Below are 14,875 nucleotides of genomic sequence, written 5' to 3' on the forward strand. Positions count from 1 at the left end.
GCGGGTCGGACCCGCACCGTGCCTCCTGGCCGTGGTGGTGACTACGCCTTCGCGTCGACCGTGTCGCCTTCGGCCGTGATGCCCATCTCCTCGAGCGAGCGGCCCTTCGTCTCCGGGATCTTCGCGATGACGAAGAAGAGCGAGATCAGCGCGAACAGCGCGTAGATGCCGTAGGTCACCGTCAGGTTGAAGCCGGACAGGACCGGGAACGTGATCGTGACCAGGAAGTTCGCGACCCAGTTCGCGGCGGAGCCGACGCCCAGCGCGGTGGCGCGGATGCGGTTCGGGAACATCTCACCGAGCAGCACCCACATGAGCGGGCCCCAGGTCGCGCCGAAGGACACGACGAACAGGTTCGCGAAGATGAGGGCGACGATCCCCCAGGCGCCGGGCAGCTGCGGCGAGCCGTTGACGATCGTCGCCTGCGAGAACGCGATGGCGACCATGAGCAGCGACACGAACATGCCCGCAGAACCGGCGGTCAGCAGCGGCTTCCGACCGAGCTTGTCCACGGAGAAGATCGCGATGAAGGTCACGGCGACGTTGACCACGGAGGTGATCGTCGAGATGAGGAACGAGTCGCTCTCCTTGAACCCCACGGCCTGCCAGAGCGTCGTCGAGTAGTAGAAGATCACGTTGATGCCGACGAACTGCTGCAGCACGGCCAGGATGATGCCCACCCAGACGATCGGCTGCAGACCGAAGCGGTTGCCGCGGATGGAGCCCTTCTTCTCGCTGGCTTCCTTCTTGATGCCGTCCTGGATCTCCTCCAGGCTCGTGTTCACCGTGTCGCGCGGCACGATCTTCGTCATGACCTCACGCGCGTCCTCGGTGCGGCCCTTCGCCAGCAGGTAGCGCGGCGACTCCGGCAGCGTGATGGCGAGGATGCCGTAGACGATCGACGGGACGATGCCGACCAGGAACATCCAACGCCATGCCGGCAGACCGGCGACGACCTCGGACGCGCCACCTGCCGTGACCGCGAAGAACTGGTCGGACAGCAGGGCGGCGAAGATGCCGAGGGTGATGGCGAGCTGCTGGAACGAGGCCAGCCGCCCACGGATCGCCTTCGGGGAGACCTCCGAGATGTAGGCGGGCGCGATGACCGACGCGGTGCCGATGCCGAGACCGCCGACCAGACGCCAGATCACGAAGTCCCACGTGGCGAACGCGAAGCCCGAGCCGATCGACGAGACGAAGAACAGCACCGCTGCCCAGAACATGATGCGCGTGCGACCGAACCGGTCAGCGAGACGCCCGGCGAAGAACGCTCCGAACGCGCACCCGATCAGAGCCGAGGCGACCGCGAAGCCGCTGGCGGCCTCGGACAGGCCGAACTCGCCCTTGATCGCGTCGACGGCGCCGTTGATGACGGACGAGTCGAAACCGAAGAGGAAACCGCCCACCGCTGCTGCGATGGCGAACGCGGTGACCTTCCCCTTGAACGCACGGTCCTCGCCGTGCCCGGTGGCTGTGTTGGACACGATGCTCCTGGGTTCTGCCGCCGTGCTGCTGTGGGCACGGTGCCCCGGCGGTCGGCTGGTTCGCCGTCCGAGCGGCGTTGCGTGTTCCGGAGCGGCCCCGACTGTACTCCCCGATCGACGGATGGTCACATCGGCGGAACGCCGCGGTGGTGCGGGTGCCCGCACGCGGTGCCGGCGCGAGCACGCGGCGGTGCCGGCGCGAGCACGCGGTGGTGCCGGTGCGTGCACGCCCTGGTGCCGGTGCGTGGCCCCTCCACATCCTGGAGGCCCGGCTCACCCTCCACAGGTCGGCCGACCTGCCGCCCTGGCCGGCTCCACCCCCACCAGGCTGGCCCCATGACCCGACCGCTCCTGACCGTCGCGGCGTCCCTCGTCGCGGTGCTGTTGCCTCTCCCGGTGCTCGCGACGGCGGCGCTGCGGGAACCGATGCCAGCACCCGGTAGCGCATCCCCTGCTGGCACTGCCGTGTCCGCTCGGCCCCCCGCCCGTGCCGCGGCTCCGTGGGTGTGGCCGACGGGCGACCGCGTGGTCGAGCGACCGTGGGAAGCGCCGGACGGCGACTACGGCGCCGGGCACCGTGGGATCGACGTCCCCGCGGCGTTGGGCACGCCGGTGGTCGCCGTCGACGACGGAGTCGTGGCGTTCGCGGGGTCCGTTGCCGGTCGTGGCATCGTGACGATCGACCACGGCGGCGGACTCGTCAGCACGCTGGACTCTGTCGTGCCGTCTGTCCCGAAGGACCAGCCGGTGGCGCAGGGCGACGTCGTCGGGACGGTCGCGGTCGGGCACTGTCCCTCGACCTCGCCCTGCCTGCACCTCGGGGCCCGGGTCGACGACCGGTACGTCGACCCGACGCCGTACCTGCCCGCGGCGGCCTGGCCAGTGCTCCTGCCGGACGATGCCTGGCCTGGATGACCCGACGAGGGCGGGGGCAGGCATCGAGCGATCCGCACCGGGACGAGCCTCGGAGCGGTGTACACCGGGGCGATCAGCACCGGCACGAGCCGCCGAGCGGTGTGCACCGGGGCGAGCCGTCAGGCGCGGGGGTGTGCCGTGCGGTAGACCTCGCGCAGACGCGCCGACGACACGTGCGTGTAGATCTGCGTCGTCCCGAGACTCGCGTGCCCCAGGAGCTCCTGGACGGCACGCAGGTCGGCTCCCCCGTCGAGCAGGTGCGTCGCGGCGGTGTGTCGGAACGTGTGCGGTCCGCTCGGCCCTTCGCCGGGCAGGTCCTGCAGCAACCGGGCGACCACGCGGTAGGCGCTCCGGACCCCCAGCCTGGCGCCGCGGTCCCCCAGGAAGAGCGCATCCGACGGTCCGGCGGCCCGACCGAGCAGCACCGGTCGTCCCCGGTCCAGCCAGCCCTCGACGGCGTCCCGCGCGGGGACACCGAACGGCACGACGCGCTCCTTGCCGCCCTTCCCGAGCACACGGACCGTCAGGCGACCACGGTCGAGGTCGCCGACGTCGATGCCGACGAGCTCGCTCACGCGGATGGCCGCGGCGTACAGCAGTTCGACGAGCGCCAGGTCCCGGAGGGCACTCGGGTCATCGGAGCTCGCACGTGCCGCCAGGCCGTCGAGCAACGTCCGCACCTGGTCCTCGGAGACGACGCGTGGCAGGTGCGCCGCGCCCTTCGGTGCACGGAGTCGCACACCGGGGTCCGTCGTGACGAGCCCGGTCTCGGTCGCCCACCGGGTGAAGGCGCGGACTGACGACGATCGCCGCGCGATGCTCGACCGCGCGAGCCCGCGCTCGCTGCCGGCCCACAGCCAGTCGCGCAGGACGTCGAGCGAGCAGTCGGCGACCCGGTCGACCCCGCGCTGGGCGCAGAACCCGAGCAGGTCCTCGAGGTCGCCCCGGTACGCCCGCACCGTCTGCTCGCTGAACCCCCGCCCGGTGGCGGTGTGTCCGAGGAACGCGAGGACCGCAGCGCCGAGTGTCCCGCCGTCGTGGTCCATGTCGGACAGCGTAGGCGTCCGCACCGCTCCCGCTCATGCGCGCCGACCCGTCGGACCGGAACGACCAGCAGCACCCAGCACCCAGCCGTCGACGCGACGCTCGACGAGCCCCTGCAGTTCGGCGAGCGCCAGCGTGTCGGTGGCCGCGGCGACGGAGAGCCCCGAGCGCTCGGCGACCTCGACGACCGTGATCGGTCGGCGGCCCAGCGCATCGACCACCCGGACCGTCTCGGGGTCGACGGTCGCCGAGCACAACGTGGTCGGCGTGTCGTCGGGGTCGACGCCGCAGTGGACGGCGACGGCGGAGCGCACCGGGTCATGGGCATATACGGCCAGCTGCGCGACGCCGTCGGCCACCAGCCGGTGACACCCGACCGACGCTGGCGACGAGAAGGCGCCGGGGACTGCGAACACCGGGCGCCCGAGCTGCGCCGCGTGGTGCGCCGTGTTGAGCGCTCCCGACCGCGCAGCCGCCTCGACCACCACGACGGTGTGCCCGAGCGCCGCGATCAACCGGTTCCGTGCGAGGAACCGCCATCGGGTGGGCGGGGTGCCCGGCGGGGACTCGGCGAGCAGCATGCCCTGTCGCCCCACGTTGCCGAGCAGTTCGACGTGCCCCGCCGGGTAGAGCTGGTCGACGCCACCGGCGAGGACCGCGACCGTGGGCGTCCCCGCGGCGATGGCGACCCGGTGTGCGACGGCGTCGATCCCGTAGGCGCCCCCGCTCACGGTCGTGCACCCGGCGTCCGCAGCAGCCGAGGTGATCTCGGCGCACGCTTCCGCACCGGCGAGCGTGTTCGACCGGGCACCGACGACGGACAGGCACGGACGCGACACGACGGGCGGTTGGTCCCCACGCGGCCGGCCTCGACGCCAGAGCACCAGTGGCGCGTGCTCCCCGAGGTCGTCCATGCCCGCCGGCCACTCGGGGTCGCCCGGCAGCAGGAGGGTCGCTCCGACCGCCGTCGCCGCGTCGAGGATCCGCTCCGGGTCGGCTCGGGCGAACCGCGGGCGCCACCGCTCCAGCGCCCCGACGAGTGCGTCGGCGAGCCCGTCGGCCAGCGAGTCGTCGGCATGGACGTCGGCGGCGCACGCGTCGCGGATCGCCTGCACCGGTCCGGGCCCGGTGGCGAGCCGCAGCGACCGTTCCGCGCCGAGCATCCGGACCAGCGCACCGGCCGTGCTGTCCCCCGGTTCGACGAGTGCGCTCCACGCCACCCGCGCGAGCGCCTCGGCGTCGGCGGCGCTCACAGCCCGCTCCGCAGCCCGAGGGCCGCCGACACCTGATCGCCACCCGGACGGTCGACCGCAGTGAGGTCGGCGATCGTCCAGGCCAGGCGCATCACCCGGTCCCACCCGCGCATCGTCAGCGTGCCGAGCTCGAGGCCTCGGTCCAGGGCCGTCGTCGCACCGGGCTCAGCCCGACCCGGCCCCCGGAGCCATGCACCCGTGACCTCGGCGTTCCTGCTCCACCCGGTGCCGGCGAGTCGGTCCGTCATGCGGGCGCGTGCGGCTTCGACGACGACCCGCGCCTCGGCGGTGGTCGGGGTCGTCCCGGCCGACCGCCGCATCACCGCGGCCGTCACCCGAGGCACCTGCACGCGGATGTCGATGCGGTCGAGGAGCGGCCCGGACATCCGCGCGAGGTAGCGCCGGACGGTGGTCGGCGAGCAGTCGCAGACGGGTCCGCCCAGCTCGGGTCTGCTGCCGGCGTGGCCGCAGGGACAGGGGTTGGCGGCCAGGACCACCTGGCACCGCGCCGGGAACTCGGCCGATCCGGCGGCGCGGTGCACCGTGATCCGGCCCGACTCGAGCGGCTGTCGGAGGGCATCGAGCACCGCACGCGGGAACTCGGGGGCCTCGTCGAGGAACAGCACGCCCTGCGTCGCCCGGGACACGGCACCCGGCCGGATCGTGCCCGAGCCGCCGCCGATGAGCGCGATCGCGGACGCGGAGTGGTGTGGGGCTTCCCACGGCGGGCGGGTCGTCCACGACCGAGTACCGAGACCGGCGACCGAACGCACGGCCGCGACCTCGAGCGCCGCCTCGGAGTGCAGGTCGGGCAGGAGCCCGGGGAGCCGCTCGGCGAGCATCGTCTTGCCCGCGCCGGGCGGCCCGAGCAACAGCACGTGGTGTCCGCCGGCAGCAGCGGTCAGCATCGCCCGGACGCCGATCTCGTTGCCGAGGACGTCGCCGAACTCGGCATCGGGGACCCGGACGTCGGCGAGGGCGGTCGGCAGGACGGGGTCGACGTCGACGGCGGGCAGCATCGCCCCGGCGTCGATGGCAGCACCGCGAAGTGAGTCGACGCCGTGCACGAGCACGCCGGGGACGACGAGCGCTTCTTCGAGGTTGCCCACGGGCACGACGACCCGCTCGACACCGGCCGCACGCGCCGCGAGCACCATCGGGACCACGCCGGGGACCGGACGGACGCGTCCGTCGAGTCCGAGTTCGCCCACGTAGACGACCCGACCGGAGGTCCGCGGGGCCGTGCCGGCCGCCGCGAGCACCGCCATCGCGATGGCCAGGTCGAAGCCCGAGCCCCGCTTCGGTATCGCCGCGGGTGTGAGGTTGACCGTGATGCGTCGCGCCGGCAGCGGACAGCCCGCGTTCGCCGCGGCCGAGCGGACACGCTCACGCGCTTCACCGAGGGACGTGTCCGGCAGCCCGATGATGCTGAATCCGGGGAGCTGGCTGGTCAGGTGCGCCTCGACCTCGACCAGCCGCCCGCTCACCCCGAGCAGTGCGACGGCCGCCGATCGCCCGATGTCGCTCATACGATCGCCTCGACGTGCTCGACGACCGCACGAGGCCCGATCAGGTGCACGGCCATCGCGTCGATCCGGATCTGCGGCGCGGCGTGGTCCGGGTGCGCCGCGAACCACGCGGGCACGAGTTGCCGGAGCCGCCGGAGCTTGGTCCGGGTGATCGCTTCGAGCGGGTGCCCAGCCGTCGCCCCGCTGCGGGTCTTCACCTCGACGAAGACGAGACCGTCGGCGCACCGGGCGACGATGTCGACCTCGCCGCGAGCACACCGCCAGTTGCGGTCGACGATCGTGTACCCGTGTCGTTCGAGCCATGCAGCAGCGATGTCTTCACCCTGCGCACCCAATTCCGCTGTTCCCATGAGCACAGCGTCGCGAACCAGAAAGGCGGACGGCGGGCCGGACCATGATCTGTGGAGGAAATTCGACCCTCACGCAGCTGTGCAGGAACAACGGTGCCGAACGCGCAGGACCCGACCGACCATGGTGGTCGATCGGGTCCTGGAGAGCAGTCGTTCAGTGCGCGGCTGCGTACGCTTCCTGCACCTGGGTGGAGATACGCCCGCGGGTGGAGACTTCGTACCCGTTCTCCTTGGCCCATTCGCGGACCTTGGCCAGCTCTTCGGAATTGCCCCGCTTGGGCGCGGCCTTCGGGGTGCTCGTGGCACCGGTACGGCGGCCACTCACCTTGCGCGCGGCGGCGACGTAGTCGGAGATCGATTCGCGGAACTTGTCCACGTTGTCGTCGGACAGGTCGATCTCGTAGGTGGAGCCGTCGAAAGCGAATTCCACGGTCCGTCCTGCACCGGGTGTGATGGGCGAGTCGTCGAGGTCGTCGACGAGCTGCACGGTGACCTTCTGCGCCATTGTGTTCTCCTTGCTGTGGGGACAGGAATTCCCCGTCAGCGTACCGCGCATTCCCAAGGAATGTCGGAGGACGTTCCTGCGGCAGAAAAGTCGACGATCACTCGTCGAGTGCGAGTTCCTTCGGCAGTTCGAGTTCCCGCGTCGTGAGTTCCTCGACATTCACGTCCTTGAACGTCAGCACGCGGACCGATTTCACGAATCGGTCGGAACGGTAGACGTCCCACACCCAGACGTCGTTCATGGTCAGTTCGAAGTAGAAGTCGTGTTCGGTGTCGCGTCGGGCGAGTTCGACCTCGTTGGCGAGGTAGAACCGTCGCTCGGTCTCGACCACGTAGCGGAACTGCGCCACGACGTCGCGGTACTCACGGTAGAGGGCGAGCTCGACCTCGCGGTCGTAGTCGTCGAATTCGTCGTCATCCATTGCGGCCACAGTCTACGGCGCAGGAGCGCGCGACGGACCACATGGCGCGAGACCGACCGACGAGCTCAGCCGGCGACCCCGTCCAGTTCCTCGAACCCGTCGAGCACGACCGAGGGTGTCGCGGCGACGACCGTGTGCAACCACGTCGTCCGGTGCATGCTGTGCGGCCCCACGGCCCGGATCGCGTCGTAGTGCGCGCTGGACCCGTACCCCTTGTTCGACGCCCAGGCGTAGTGCGGGGCATCCTCGTGCGCGGCGACCATCAGTGCGTCTCGCTCGACCTTCGCGACGACCGAGGCCGCGGCGACCGAGGCGCAGTCGCGGTCGGCCTTCACCCGGACGGTGACGTCGAGCGGAGCCGAAGCGGTGACGAGCGTCGGTGGCAGAGCGCGCGAGAGCCAGTCGAACGACCCGTCCAGGATCACGACCGCCCCCTCGAGCGAGACCCCGGACGCGACGAGCGACGACAGGGCTCGTGCTCCGGCGAGACCGAGCGCGGGCACGATGCCCTCGGAGTCCACGACGGACGCCGAGGCCATGCCCACGGCCGTCCTCGCCCACCGGGTGACCGCCGGCACGAGCTCGGTGCGGCGCGCCGCCGAGATCAGCTTGGAGTCGGCAAGGCCCTGCGGCACCCGTCGGACGTCGACCGTCACGGCAGCGACGCCGACGGCCACCGGACCCGCGATGGCGCCACGCCCCACCTCGTCCACACCGATCACCGTCACGCGCCCGGCCGCGAAGTGGGACTTCTCGAGCCGGAGCGACGGACGGACCGGGGTCACCGGTCCTTCTCCTCGACCCCCGCGAAGACGTTCGGGTAGTCGTCGAGCCACGTCCAGCGGCTGGTCGGCCACGAGATCACGAATGCCCGACCGGTGACGTCGGAGAGCGGCACGAACCCCTTGGACGGGGTGTTCCCGTTGTAGCGGGAGTCCTTCGAGTCGTAGCGGTTGTCGCCCATCACCCAGATGGTGCCCTTCGGCACCGTGACCGAGAAGTCCGTGCCCGAGGCCCGGGTCTCCCCCGCGGGCAGCTTGAGGTACGGCTCCTTGAGCGGCACCCCGTTGACCGTCATCTGCCCGAGGTCGTTGCAGCAGGCCACCTTGTCGCCCGGCAGGCCGATGACGCGCTTGATGAGGTGGTCGTCGCTGTCGCCAGTCCCGAGGCCGACCTGCGTCAGCAGCCAGTCGATCGCCTTCGCCGGCTGGGACGTCGGCGTCACGCTCGGCACCTCGGAGCCGGTGAGCCACCCACCCGGGTCCTTGAAGACGACGACGTCACCGTGCTTCAGCGCGACGGTGTCCGGGACGAGCTCGTTCACGATCACCCGGTCGTTGATCTGCAGGGTGTTCTGCATCGACGCCGACGGGATGTAGAACGAGCGGATCAGGAACGTCTTCACGAGGAACGACACCAGCAGTGCGGCGACGAAGATGATGAGCAGGTCGCGCAGGAACGTCAGGACGCCGTTCCGCTGCTTGGGGGAACGCGGCCGATGCACGTCGTTCTCGGTCGTGTCGGTCATTCCACCCTCGAGTCAGGACAACAGGGAACAGGGAAGCCCCCCGCCGATGCACAACCGTACATCGGCGGGGGGCTGACAGCGGAGTCCGGCTCGCGGACTCCCTGTGAAGGCGATCAGTTGTCGCGCTTCTCCTTGATCTTGCGGCGGGCCGCCTTGCCGCGGAGTTCGCGGAGGTAGTACAGCTTCGCGCGGCGCACGTCACCACGGGTGACGACCTCGATGTGGTCGATGATCGGCGAGTGCACCGGGAACCAGCGCTCGACGCCGACCTGGAAGCTGACCTTGCGGACCTTGAAGGTCTCGCCGAGCCCGTGGCCCTGACGGCCGATGACGACACCCTGGAAGACCTGGATGCGCGAGCGCGTGCCTTCGATGATGTTCACGTGGACCTTGACGGTGTCTCCCGCACGGAAGTCGGGGACGTCGGTCCGCAGCGATGCTGCGTCGACGTTGTCGAGGAGCTGGCTCATTGTTGGGTCACTCTCTGCGGACGCGCACGGGTCGCCGCGGATCGAATTCGGAAACGAAGTGGTGATGTGCCCGGTGTCGGCGACTCCCCCGTGGCAGAGTCCAGCCAGGGCACAGCGGTCCATACTGCCACATCGTCCTGCCGCAGCCAAACGGATCCGCACCGACCAGGATGGACGCATGATCGAACTCCGCACCCCCGACGAACTCGACGGGCTCCGCGCCGCCGGCCGGTTCGTCGCCGACGTGCTCGACGAGCTGCTCACCACGGTGGACGTCGGCGTCGACCTGCTCGACCTCGACCGGCTGGCCGCCAGGATGATCGCCGACCGCGGCGCCGTGAGCTGCTACGTCGACTACCACCCGTCGTTCGGGAAGTCGCCGTTCGGCAGGAACCTCTGCACGTCGGTCAACGACGCCGCGCTGCACGGCCTGCCGCACGCCTACCGACTCCAGGACGGCGACGTGGTCAGCCTCGACTTCGCGGCGAGTCTCGATGGCTGGGTCGCAGACTCCGCCGTGACGGTGCAGGTCGGCACCCACGACGCCGAGGACCAGCGTCTGATCGACACGGTGGAACGCTCCCTGGTCGCCGGGATCGCCGCGGCGCGCCCCGGCAACAGGCTCGGCGACGTCTCGCATGCGATCGGCGCGGTCGCGCACCAGGGCGGCTACGACGTCAACCTGCAGTTCGGCGGCCACGGGGTCGGGCGCACGATGCACGGCGAACCACATGTGGCGAACGACGGGCGACCGGGCCGCGGCCTGAAGCTCCGACCCGGCCTCGTCGTCGCGATCGAACCGTGGCTGATGCGCGGCACCGACGAGCTGTACCAGGACGATGACGGCTGGACGCTCCGGAGCGTCGACGGATCCCGTGCCGCGCACGTCGAGCACACGGTCGCCGTCACTGAGACCGGTCCCGAGGTCCTGACCCTGCGGCGCGCCCAGCGCGCGCAGTGACGGACTGGGCCCACGACGCCGGTTCCGGACCGACGCGCCAGCGGCGGGCCGGCCGTGCCGGTGGGGGGAGGCCCGGTGCCAGCTGGCACCGGACCTCCCGTCCGCCAGGAGCCGCCTGCTCGGCAGGCCTCCGACACAGCAGGTCGAAACGCGCGTTGGTGGCCCGGATTCCGGGCCACCAACGCGCGTTTCGACTGCCTACGCGGGTTCTTCCGGCAGCAGGTCCGGCCGGACGCGACGCGTCCGCTCGAGCTGCTGCTCGCGCCGCCACGCGGCGACACGCCCGTGGTGCCCGCTGAGCAGGACCTCGGGGACGTCGAGGTCACGCCACGACGCGGGCTTGGTGTACGAGGGGTACTCGAGCAGGCCGTCCTCGTGGGACTCCTCGACCAGGGACTCGGGGTTGCCGACCACGCCGGGAACCAGGCGCCCGACGGCCTCGATCATCGCCATCGCCGCGACCTCGCCGCCGTTCAGCACGTAGTCACCGAGCGAGAGCTCGACGACGGTGCTGCGCGTCGCGGCCCACTCGAACACGCGCGCGTCGATGCCCTCGTACCGCCCGCAGGTGAAGACGAGGTGCTCGTGCTCGGCGAGGGAGCGCGCGATCGACTGCGTGAACGGTGTGCCGGCCGGCGTCGGGACGACGAGCGTCGACGACCCGTCCGGTCGCAGGATCGACTCGAGCGCCTGGGCCCACGGCTCGGGCTTCATCACCATGCCGGCACCACCGCCGTACGGGGTGTCGTCGACGGTGCGGTGCCGGTCGGTGGTCCAGGAGCGCAGGTCGTGCACGTGCAGGTCGAGGAGTCCGCCCTGGCGCGCCCGTCCCAGCAGTGACACGTCGAGCACCCCGAAGAACTCCGGGAAGATCGTGACGATGTCGATCCGCACGGTCAGGACTCGTCCGACGGGTTCGGCGTCGGCGTGACCGTCTCCGGCCGCGACATGTCCTCGGGGTCCTCGAAGAGCCCCGTGGGCGGCGTGACGGTGACGGTGCGCCCGGCGATGTCGACGGACGGCACGATGGCGGCCACGAACGGCACGAGGACCTCGCCGCGGTCGGGGGTCGTCACCGCGAGCAGGTCTTGTGCGGGCAGGTGGTCGACGCGCGCGACGGTGCCGACGGAGACGCCGTCACGGACCACGTCGAGGCCGACCAGCTGGTGGTCGTACCAGGCGTCGTCCTCGCCGGTCTCTTCATCGGGGTCCTGGTCGACCCAGAGGATCGCCCGCGCGAGCGTCTCGGCGGCGGAACGATCCGCGATGCCCTCGAAGAAGGCGACCGCGTGGCCGTTGTACCAGCGGAGCTCGTCGATGGCGATGGTCTTGCCGGACCACGGCGAGTCGTCCGGGACCTGGAGCGAGAAGACCGCTCCGTGCGTGAACCGACGATCCGGGTCGTCGGTGTAGAGCTCGAGCTTGAGACCGCCCTTGAGCCCGTGCGCCTTGGTGATGCGACCCACCCGGAGCTGGGTCGCCTCGTCAGGAATCGGTGTCGACCACGTCGACCCGCACCCGCTTGCCATCGGCCAGAGCCGTGACGAGGGTGCGGAGCGCCTTGGCGGTCCGACCGGCGCGTCCGATCACGCGGCCGAGGTCCTCGGGGTGCACGCGCACCTCGAGGACCTCACCCCGCGCGGAGGTGGAGCTGGCGACGCGCACGTCATCAGGGTGATCGACGATCCCCTTGACGAGGTGCGTCAGCGCAGATGCGAGCAAGGAATTACGCCTCGGTCGTCTCTGCGTCAGCGTCGGCCTCGGCCGGAGCGGCCGGGGCCTTCTTCTCCGACTTCGGCTTCAGGACGGCCTTCTTCGACGAGTCGACAGTGAAGGGCTCCTTCGGCTGCTTGACCTTGACCTTGGACTCGGTGTCCTTCTCGCCCTTGAACTTGGCCCAGTCGCCGGTCAGCTTGAGGAGGGCAGCGACCTGCTCGGTCGGCTGCGCGCCGACGCCGAGCCAGTACTGCGCCCGGTCCGACTTGACCTCGATGAACGAGGGCTCCTCGGTCGGGTGGTACTTGCCGATCTCCTCGATGACACGACCGTCGCGCTTGGTGCGCGAGTCGGCGACGACGATGCGGTAGTACGGTGCTCGGATCTTGCCGAGACGCTTGAGACGGATCTTGACAGCCACAAATGCTCCTGTTGCGTGTTGTTGTGGTTGAACCGGAACCGCGGGCGTGGGGGCACGCGCGGTGAAAGCTCGAATGAGATCGTCATCCGCTGGATAGAGGGTCGAGCGGACACGATTCGACCGTTCATTCTTGCAGATGTCCGGCCCAGAAGCGAGCCAGCGAGTGCGGCGTGGCGCTACGGCGCGAGGGAGCGGACCGCTTCGAGGGCCTCGGAGGTCGCACGGACCGCGTCGACGCTCCGGGCGTCACGAGCACCGCCGACCAGGGCGAACGGGACGCCCGCCGACGCGAGCGCGGACTCGAGCGAGTGCTCGAGACGTTCCTGCCCGGCGCAGACGACGACGTGGTCGGCCGGGACCGCCCGTTCGACGCCGTCCTCGTCGCGGATCCAGAGTGCACCCGGCTCGATCCGCAGGTACTCCTGCACGCCGCCGACCATGCGGACACCGGCGTCGCGGAGCCGTCCGAGGGCGACCCACCGCGACGTCAGACCGACCCCCTGCCCGAACTTGCCCGAGCGGCGGAGCACGGTGACCTGCTCGCCCGGACGGGTCGTGCGCTGGGCGACGGGCTGTCGCTGCGGCAGGGGCCCGAGGACGTCGTCGGCGACGGTCACGTCCCACCGCTCGGCGAACGCCCGCGCACGGAGGGACTCGTCCGGGGACTCGGTCAGGAACGCCGCGGTGTCGACGCCGATGCCGCCCCCGCCGATGACCGCGACCGTGCCGGCGGGGACGCCGTCGCGGAGCGCCTGCTCGTACGTCTGCACGTGCGGCAGCTCGACACCCGGGATGTCGACCGACCGCGGGACGACACCCGGTGCGAGCACGACGGCGTCGCTGCCGACCAGGTCGGCTGCCGTCGCCGGTCGTCCGAGGTGCACGGTCGCACCACGCTGGTCCAGCTCGGCGCGCGCGGCACGGACGGTCGCGGCGTAGTCCTCTTTCCCAGGGACCAGCGCGGCCAGGCCGAACTGCCCACCGAGCTCGTCGGCGGCCTCCCACAGCGTGACGCGGTGCCCGCGACGGGCGGCGTCCACGGCGGCGGCGAGCCCGGCCGGCCCACCGCCGACGACGTCGACGCGGCGGGGCTGGGTCGTCGGACGGACCGGGAAGGCGACCTCGCGGCCGGCGCGGGGGTTGACCAGGCACGACACCGGCGCCCCGATGATCGAGCGGTCCAGGCACGCCTGGTTGCAGCCGATGCACGTGTTGACGAGGTCGAAGCGGCCGTCGACCGACCGCGACACGATCGCCGGGTCCGCCAGGAACGGCCGCGCGAGCGCGACGGCGTCCAGGAGCCCGTCTGCCAGCACCGCTTCTCCGTCGCGGAGGTCCGTCATCCGGTTCGAGGCGATCACCCGGACCCCGGGGTGGTCGGAGCCGCGGACGACCCGCGCGATCCGGGAGGCGTACGCCAGCCAGGCGCCGTGCGGGACGGCAGCCTGCACGGTCGGTGTGCGGGACTCGTGCCAGCCGATGCCGACGGAGATGCCGTCGAGCCCCAGCGGCAGCAGGTCGTGCACGAGCGCGTCGACCTCGTCGTCGGTGGTCGACCCGGGCATCAGGTCGGCCCCGGAGAGCCGGATCGTCACCGCGAGGTCCGGCACCGCGGCCCGGACCGCCCGGACGACGGACACGGCGAACCGTCGGCGCTTCTCGGGGGTGCCGCCCCAGGCGTCCTCACGCAGGTTCGTCAGCGGCGAGCAGAACTGATTGACCAGGTAGCCCTCAGACGCCATGATCTCGACGCCGTCGAACCCGATGTCGCGTGCCGAACGGGCCGCGGCGGCGAAGTCCTCGATGGTCCGTTCGACCTCCGATGCGGTCAGTTCCTCCGGCACGACGCCGCGTGCTGCTGCCCACGGCAGCGCCGAGGGCGCGACGGCTCGCTGCGGGTCACCGTGCCGGTCGACCATGCCGCCCACCAGGGCGTACCGACCGGCGTGGAAGAGCTGCGCCAGGATCGTGCCGCCCTCGTCGTGCACGGCCTGCACCGCGACCCGGAACCGTTCGTCCGCGCCGTCGACACCGAACACGGCGAAGTCCGGACCACCGCGGGCCTCGTCGGACACCGCGATGCCGCCGGTGATGATGCACGCCGCCCCGCCGGCAGCGCGCTCGCGGTAGAACGCCGCCAGGCCGGCTCCGCCGTCGTCGTGCACCTCGAGCCCGGTGTGCATCGACCCCATGACGACCCGGTTGGGCAGCGTCAGCGGGCCGAGCGTCCAGGGCGAGGCGACGACGGCGAGGTCCGGGACGGCGGCGGTGCTCATGC

At 71.3% G+C, this 14,875-nt stretch carries 17 protein-coding genes; 2 read left to right on the forward strand and 15 right to left on the reverse strand.

Going from position 1 to position 14,875, the window contains the following annotated elements; translation table 11 throughout:
* Window positions 1–41 precede the first annotated feature (41 nt).
* Window positions 42–1,484, reverse strand: coding sequence for a sugar porter family MFS transporter (locus DEJ13_RS10790; protein WP_258374179.1), 1,443 nt, complete (start codon window positions 1,482–1,484; stop codon window positions 42–44).
* 336 nt (window positions 1,485–1,820) lie between these two features.
* Between DEJ13_RS10790 and DEJ13_RS10795 the strand changes: the two genes are divergently transcribed.
* A complete protein-coding gene (locus tag DEJ13_RS10795) occupies window positions 1,821–2,399 on the forward strand; it encodes a M23 family metallopeptidase (RefSeq protein ID WP_258374178.1) in 579 nt (192 codons plus the stop codon).
* 119 nt (window positions 2,400–2,518) lie between these two features.
* On the opposite strand, the gene DEJ13_RS10800 is transcribed toward DEJ13_RS10795, so the two are convergent.
* The 9 genes from DEJ13_RS10800 to rplS all read right to left on the reverse strand — a co-directional run bounded on the left by DEJ13_RS10800 (window position 2,519) and on the right by rplS (window position 9,499).
* Window positions 2,519–3,445 carry a tyrosine recombinase XerC gene (locus DEJ13_RS10800; RefSeq protein WP_111107827.1) on the reverse strand — a complete coding sequence of 309 codons (927 nt, stop codon included), beginning with the start codon at window positions 3,443–3,445 and terminating at the stop codon, window positions 2,519–2,521.
* A gap of 33 nt (window positions 3,446–3,478) precedes the next feature.
* Window positions 3,479–4,696 (reverse strand): DNA-processing protein DprA, encoded by a 1,218-nt coding sequence (locus DEJ13_RS10805; RefSeq protein ID WP_258374177.1) that lies wholly within the window; start codon window positions 4,694–4,696, stop codon window positions 3,479–3,481.
* The gene (locus DEJ13_RS10810) at window positions 4,693–6,225 is read right to left on the reverse strand and encodes a YifB family Mg chelatase-like AAA ATPase (protein WP_111107826.1); all 1,533 of its coding nucleotides are present in this window, start codon (window positions 6,223–6,225) and stop codon (window positions 4,693–4,695) included. The genes DEJ13_RS10805 and DEJ13_RS10810 overlap by 4 nt, the downstream gene beginning before the upstream one ends.
* Window positions 6,222–6,575, reverse strand: a complete 354-nt coding sequence (locus DEJ13_RS10815) for a YraN family protein (protein ID WP_056126152.1) — start codon at window positions 6,573–6,575, stop codon at window positions 6,222–6,224. Before DEJ13_RS10815 ends, DEJ13_RS10810 begins: the two co-directional genes overlap by 4 nt.
* A 154-nt stretch (window positions 6,576–6,729) precedes the next feature.
* Window positions 6,730–7,080, reverse strand: a complete 351-nt coding sequence (locus DEJ13_RS10820) for a histone-like nucleoid-structuring protein Lsr2 (protein WP_056126026.1) — start codon at window positions 7,078–7,080, stop codon at window positions 6,730–6,732.
* A 97-nt stretch (window positions 7,081–7,177) separates the two neighbouring features.
* Window positions 7,178–7,501 (reverse strand): DUF2469 family protein, encoded by a 324-nt coding sequence (locus DEJ13_RS10825; RefSeq protein ID WP_056126028.1) that lies wholly within the window; start codon window positions 7,499–7,501, stop codon window positions 7,178–7,180.
* Between the two features lie 65 nt (window positions 7,502–7,566).
* Window positions 7,567–8,286, reverse strand: a complete 720-nt coding sequence (gene rnhB / locus DEJ13_RS10830; protein WP_056126030.1) for a ribonuclease HII — start codon at window positions 8,284–8,286, stop codon at window positions 7,567–7,569.
* Window positions 8,283–9,029, reverse strand: a complete 747-nt coding sequence (lepB, locus tag DEJ13_RS10835) for a signal peptidase I (protein WP_056126032.1) — start codon at window positions 9,027–9,029, stop codon at window positions 8,283–8,285. Before lepB ends, rnhB begins: the two co-directional genes overlap by 4 nt.
* Before the next feature lie 113 nt (window positions 9,030–9,142).
* Window positions 9,143–9,499, reverse strand: a complete 357-nt coding sequence (gene rplS, locus DEJ13_RS10840; RefSeq protein WP_056126034.1) for a 50S ribosomal protein L19 — start codon at window positions 9,497–9,499, stop codon at window positions 9,143–9,145.
* 178 nt (window positions 9,500–9,677) lie between these two features.
* Between rplS and map the strand changes: the two genes are divergently transcribed.
* On the forward strand, window positions 9,678–10,460 hold the full coding sequence (gene map, locus DEJ13_RS10845) for a type I methionyl aminopeptidase (RefSeq protein ID WP_111107825.1): 783 nt from the start codon (window positions 9,678–9,680) through the stop codon (window positions 10,458–10,460).
* Between the two features lie 198 nt (window positions 10,461–10,658).
* Here map and trmD read toward each other — a convergent pair whose 3' ends face one another.
* From trmD to DEJ13_RS10870, 5 genes are all read right to left on the reverse strand, one after another.
* A complete protein-coding gene (gene trmD / locus DEJ13_RS10850; protein ID WP_111107824.1) occupies window positions 10,659–11,354 on the reverse strand; it encodes a tRNA (guanosine(37)-N1)-methyltransferase TrmD in 696 nt (231 codons plus the stop codon).
* A 2-nt stretch (window positions 11,355–11,356) separates the two neighbouring features.
* Window positions 11,357–11,926, reverse strand: coding sequence for a ribosome maturation factor RimM (gene rimM, locus DEJ13_RS10855; protein WP_502868694.1), 570 nt, complete (start codon window positions 11,924–11,926; stop codon window positions 11,357–11,359).
* Window positions 11,927–11,945: 19 nt separating this feature from the next.
* The gene (locus DEJ13_RS10860) at window positions 11,946–12,182 is read right to left on the reverse strand and encodes an RNA-binding protein (protein WP_056126038.1); all 237 of its coding nucleotides are present in this window, start codon (window positions 12,180–12,182) and stop codon (window positions 11,946–11,948) included.
* Window positions 12,183–12,186: 4 nt separating this feature from the next.
* Window positions 12,187–12,597: a 30S ribosomal protein S16 gene (gene rpsP / locus DEJ13_RS10865; protein WP_056126040.1), complete on the reverse strand. Its 411-nt coding sequence runs from the start codon at window positions 12,595–12,597 to the stop codon at window positions 12,187–12,189.
* Between the two features lie 176 nt (window positions 12,598–12,773).
* A complete protein-coding gene (locus tag DEJ13_RS10870; RefSeq protein WP_111107822.1) occupies window positions 12,774–14,873 on the reverse strand; it encodes an oxidoreductase in 2,100 nt (699 codons plus the stop codon).
* Between the last annotated feature and the right edge of the window lie 2 nt (window positions 14,874–14,875).

The sequence above is a fragment of the Curtobacterium sp. MCLR17_007 genome, assembly GCF_003234655.2.
GTDB lineage: Bacteria > Actinomycetota > Actinomycetes > Actinomycetales > Microbacteriaceae > Curtobacterium.

Coding starts and splice junctions, on each gene's coding strand:
- DEJ13_RS10795 (WP_258374178.1), top strand. CDS start 1,821: ATGACCCGACCGCTCCTGACCGTCGCGGCGTCCCTCGTCGCGGTGCTG.
- DEJ13_RS10800 (WP_111107827.1), bottom strand. CDS start 3,445: ATGGACCACGACGGCGGGACACTCGGCGCTGCGGTCCTCGCGTTCCTC.
- DEJ13_RS10810 (WP_111107826.1), bottom strand. CDS start 6,225: ATGAGCGACATCGGGCGATCGGCGGCCGTCGCACTGCTCGGGGTGAGC.
- DEJ13_RS10815 (WP_056126152.1), bottom strand. CDS start 6,575: ATGGGAACAGCGGAATTGGGTGCGCAGGGTGAAGACATCGCTGCTGCA.
- DEJ13_RS10820 (WP_056126026.1), bottom strand. CDS start 7,080: ATGGCGCAGAAGGTCACCGTGCAGCTCGTCGACGACCTCGACGACTCG.
- DEJ13_RS10825 (WP_056126028.1), bottom strand. CDS start 7,501: ATGGATGACGACGAATTCGACGACTACGACCGCGAGGTCGAGCTCGCC.
- lepB (WP_056126032.1), bottom strand. CDS start 9,029: ATGACCGACACGACCGAGAACGACGTGCATCGGCCGCGTTCCCCCAAG.
- rplS (WP_056126034.1), bottom strand. CDS start 9,499: ATGAGCCAGCTCCTCGACAACGTCGACGCAGCATCGCTGCGGACCGAC.
- map (WP_111107825.1), top strand. CDS start 9,678: ATGATCGAACTCCGCACCCCCGACGAACTCGACGGGCTCCGCGCCGCC.
- DEJ13_RS10870 (WP_111107822.1), bottom strand. CDS start 14,873: ATGAGCACCGCCGCCGTCCCGGACCTCGCCGTCGTCGCCTCGCCCTGG.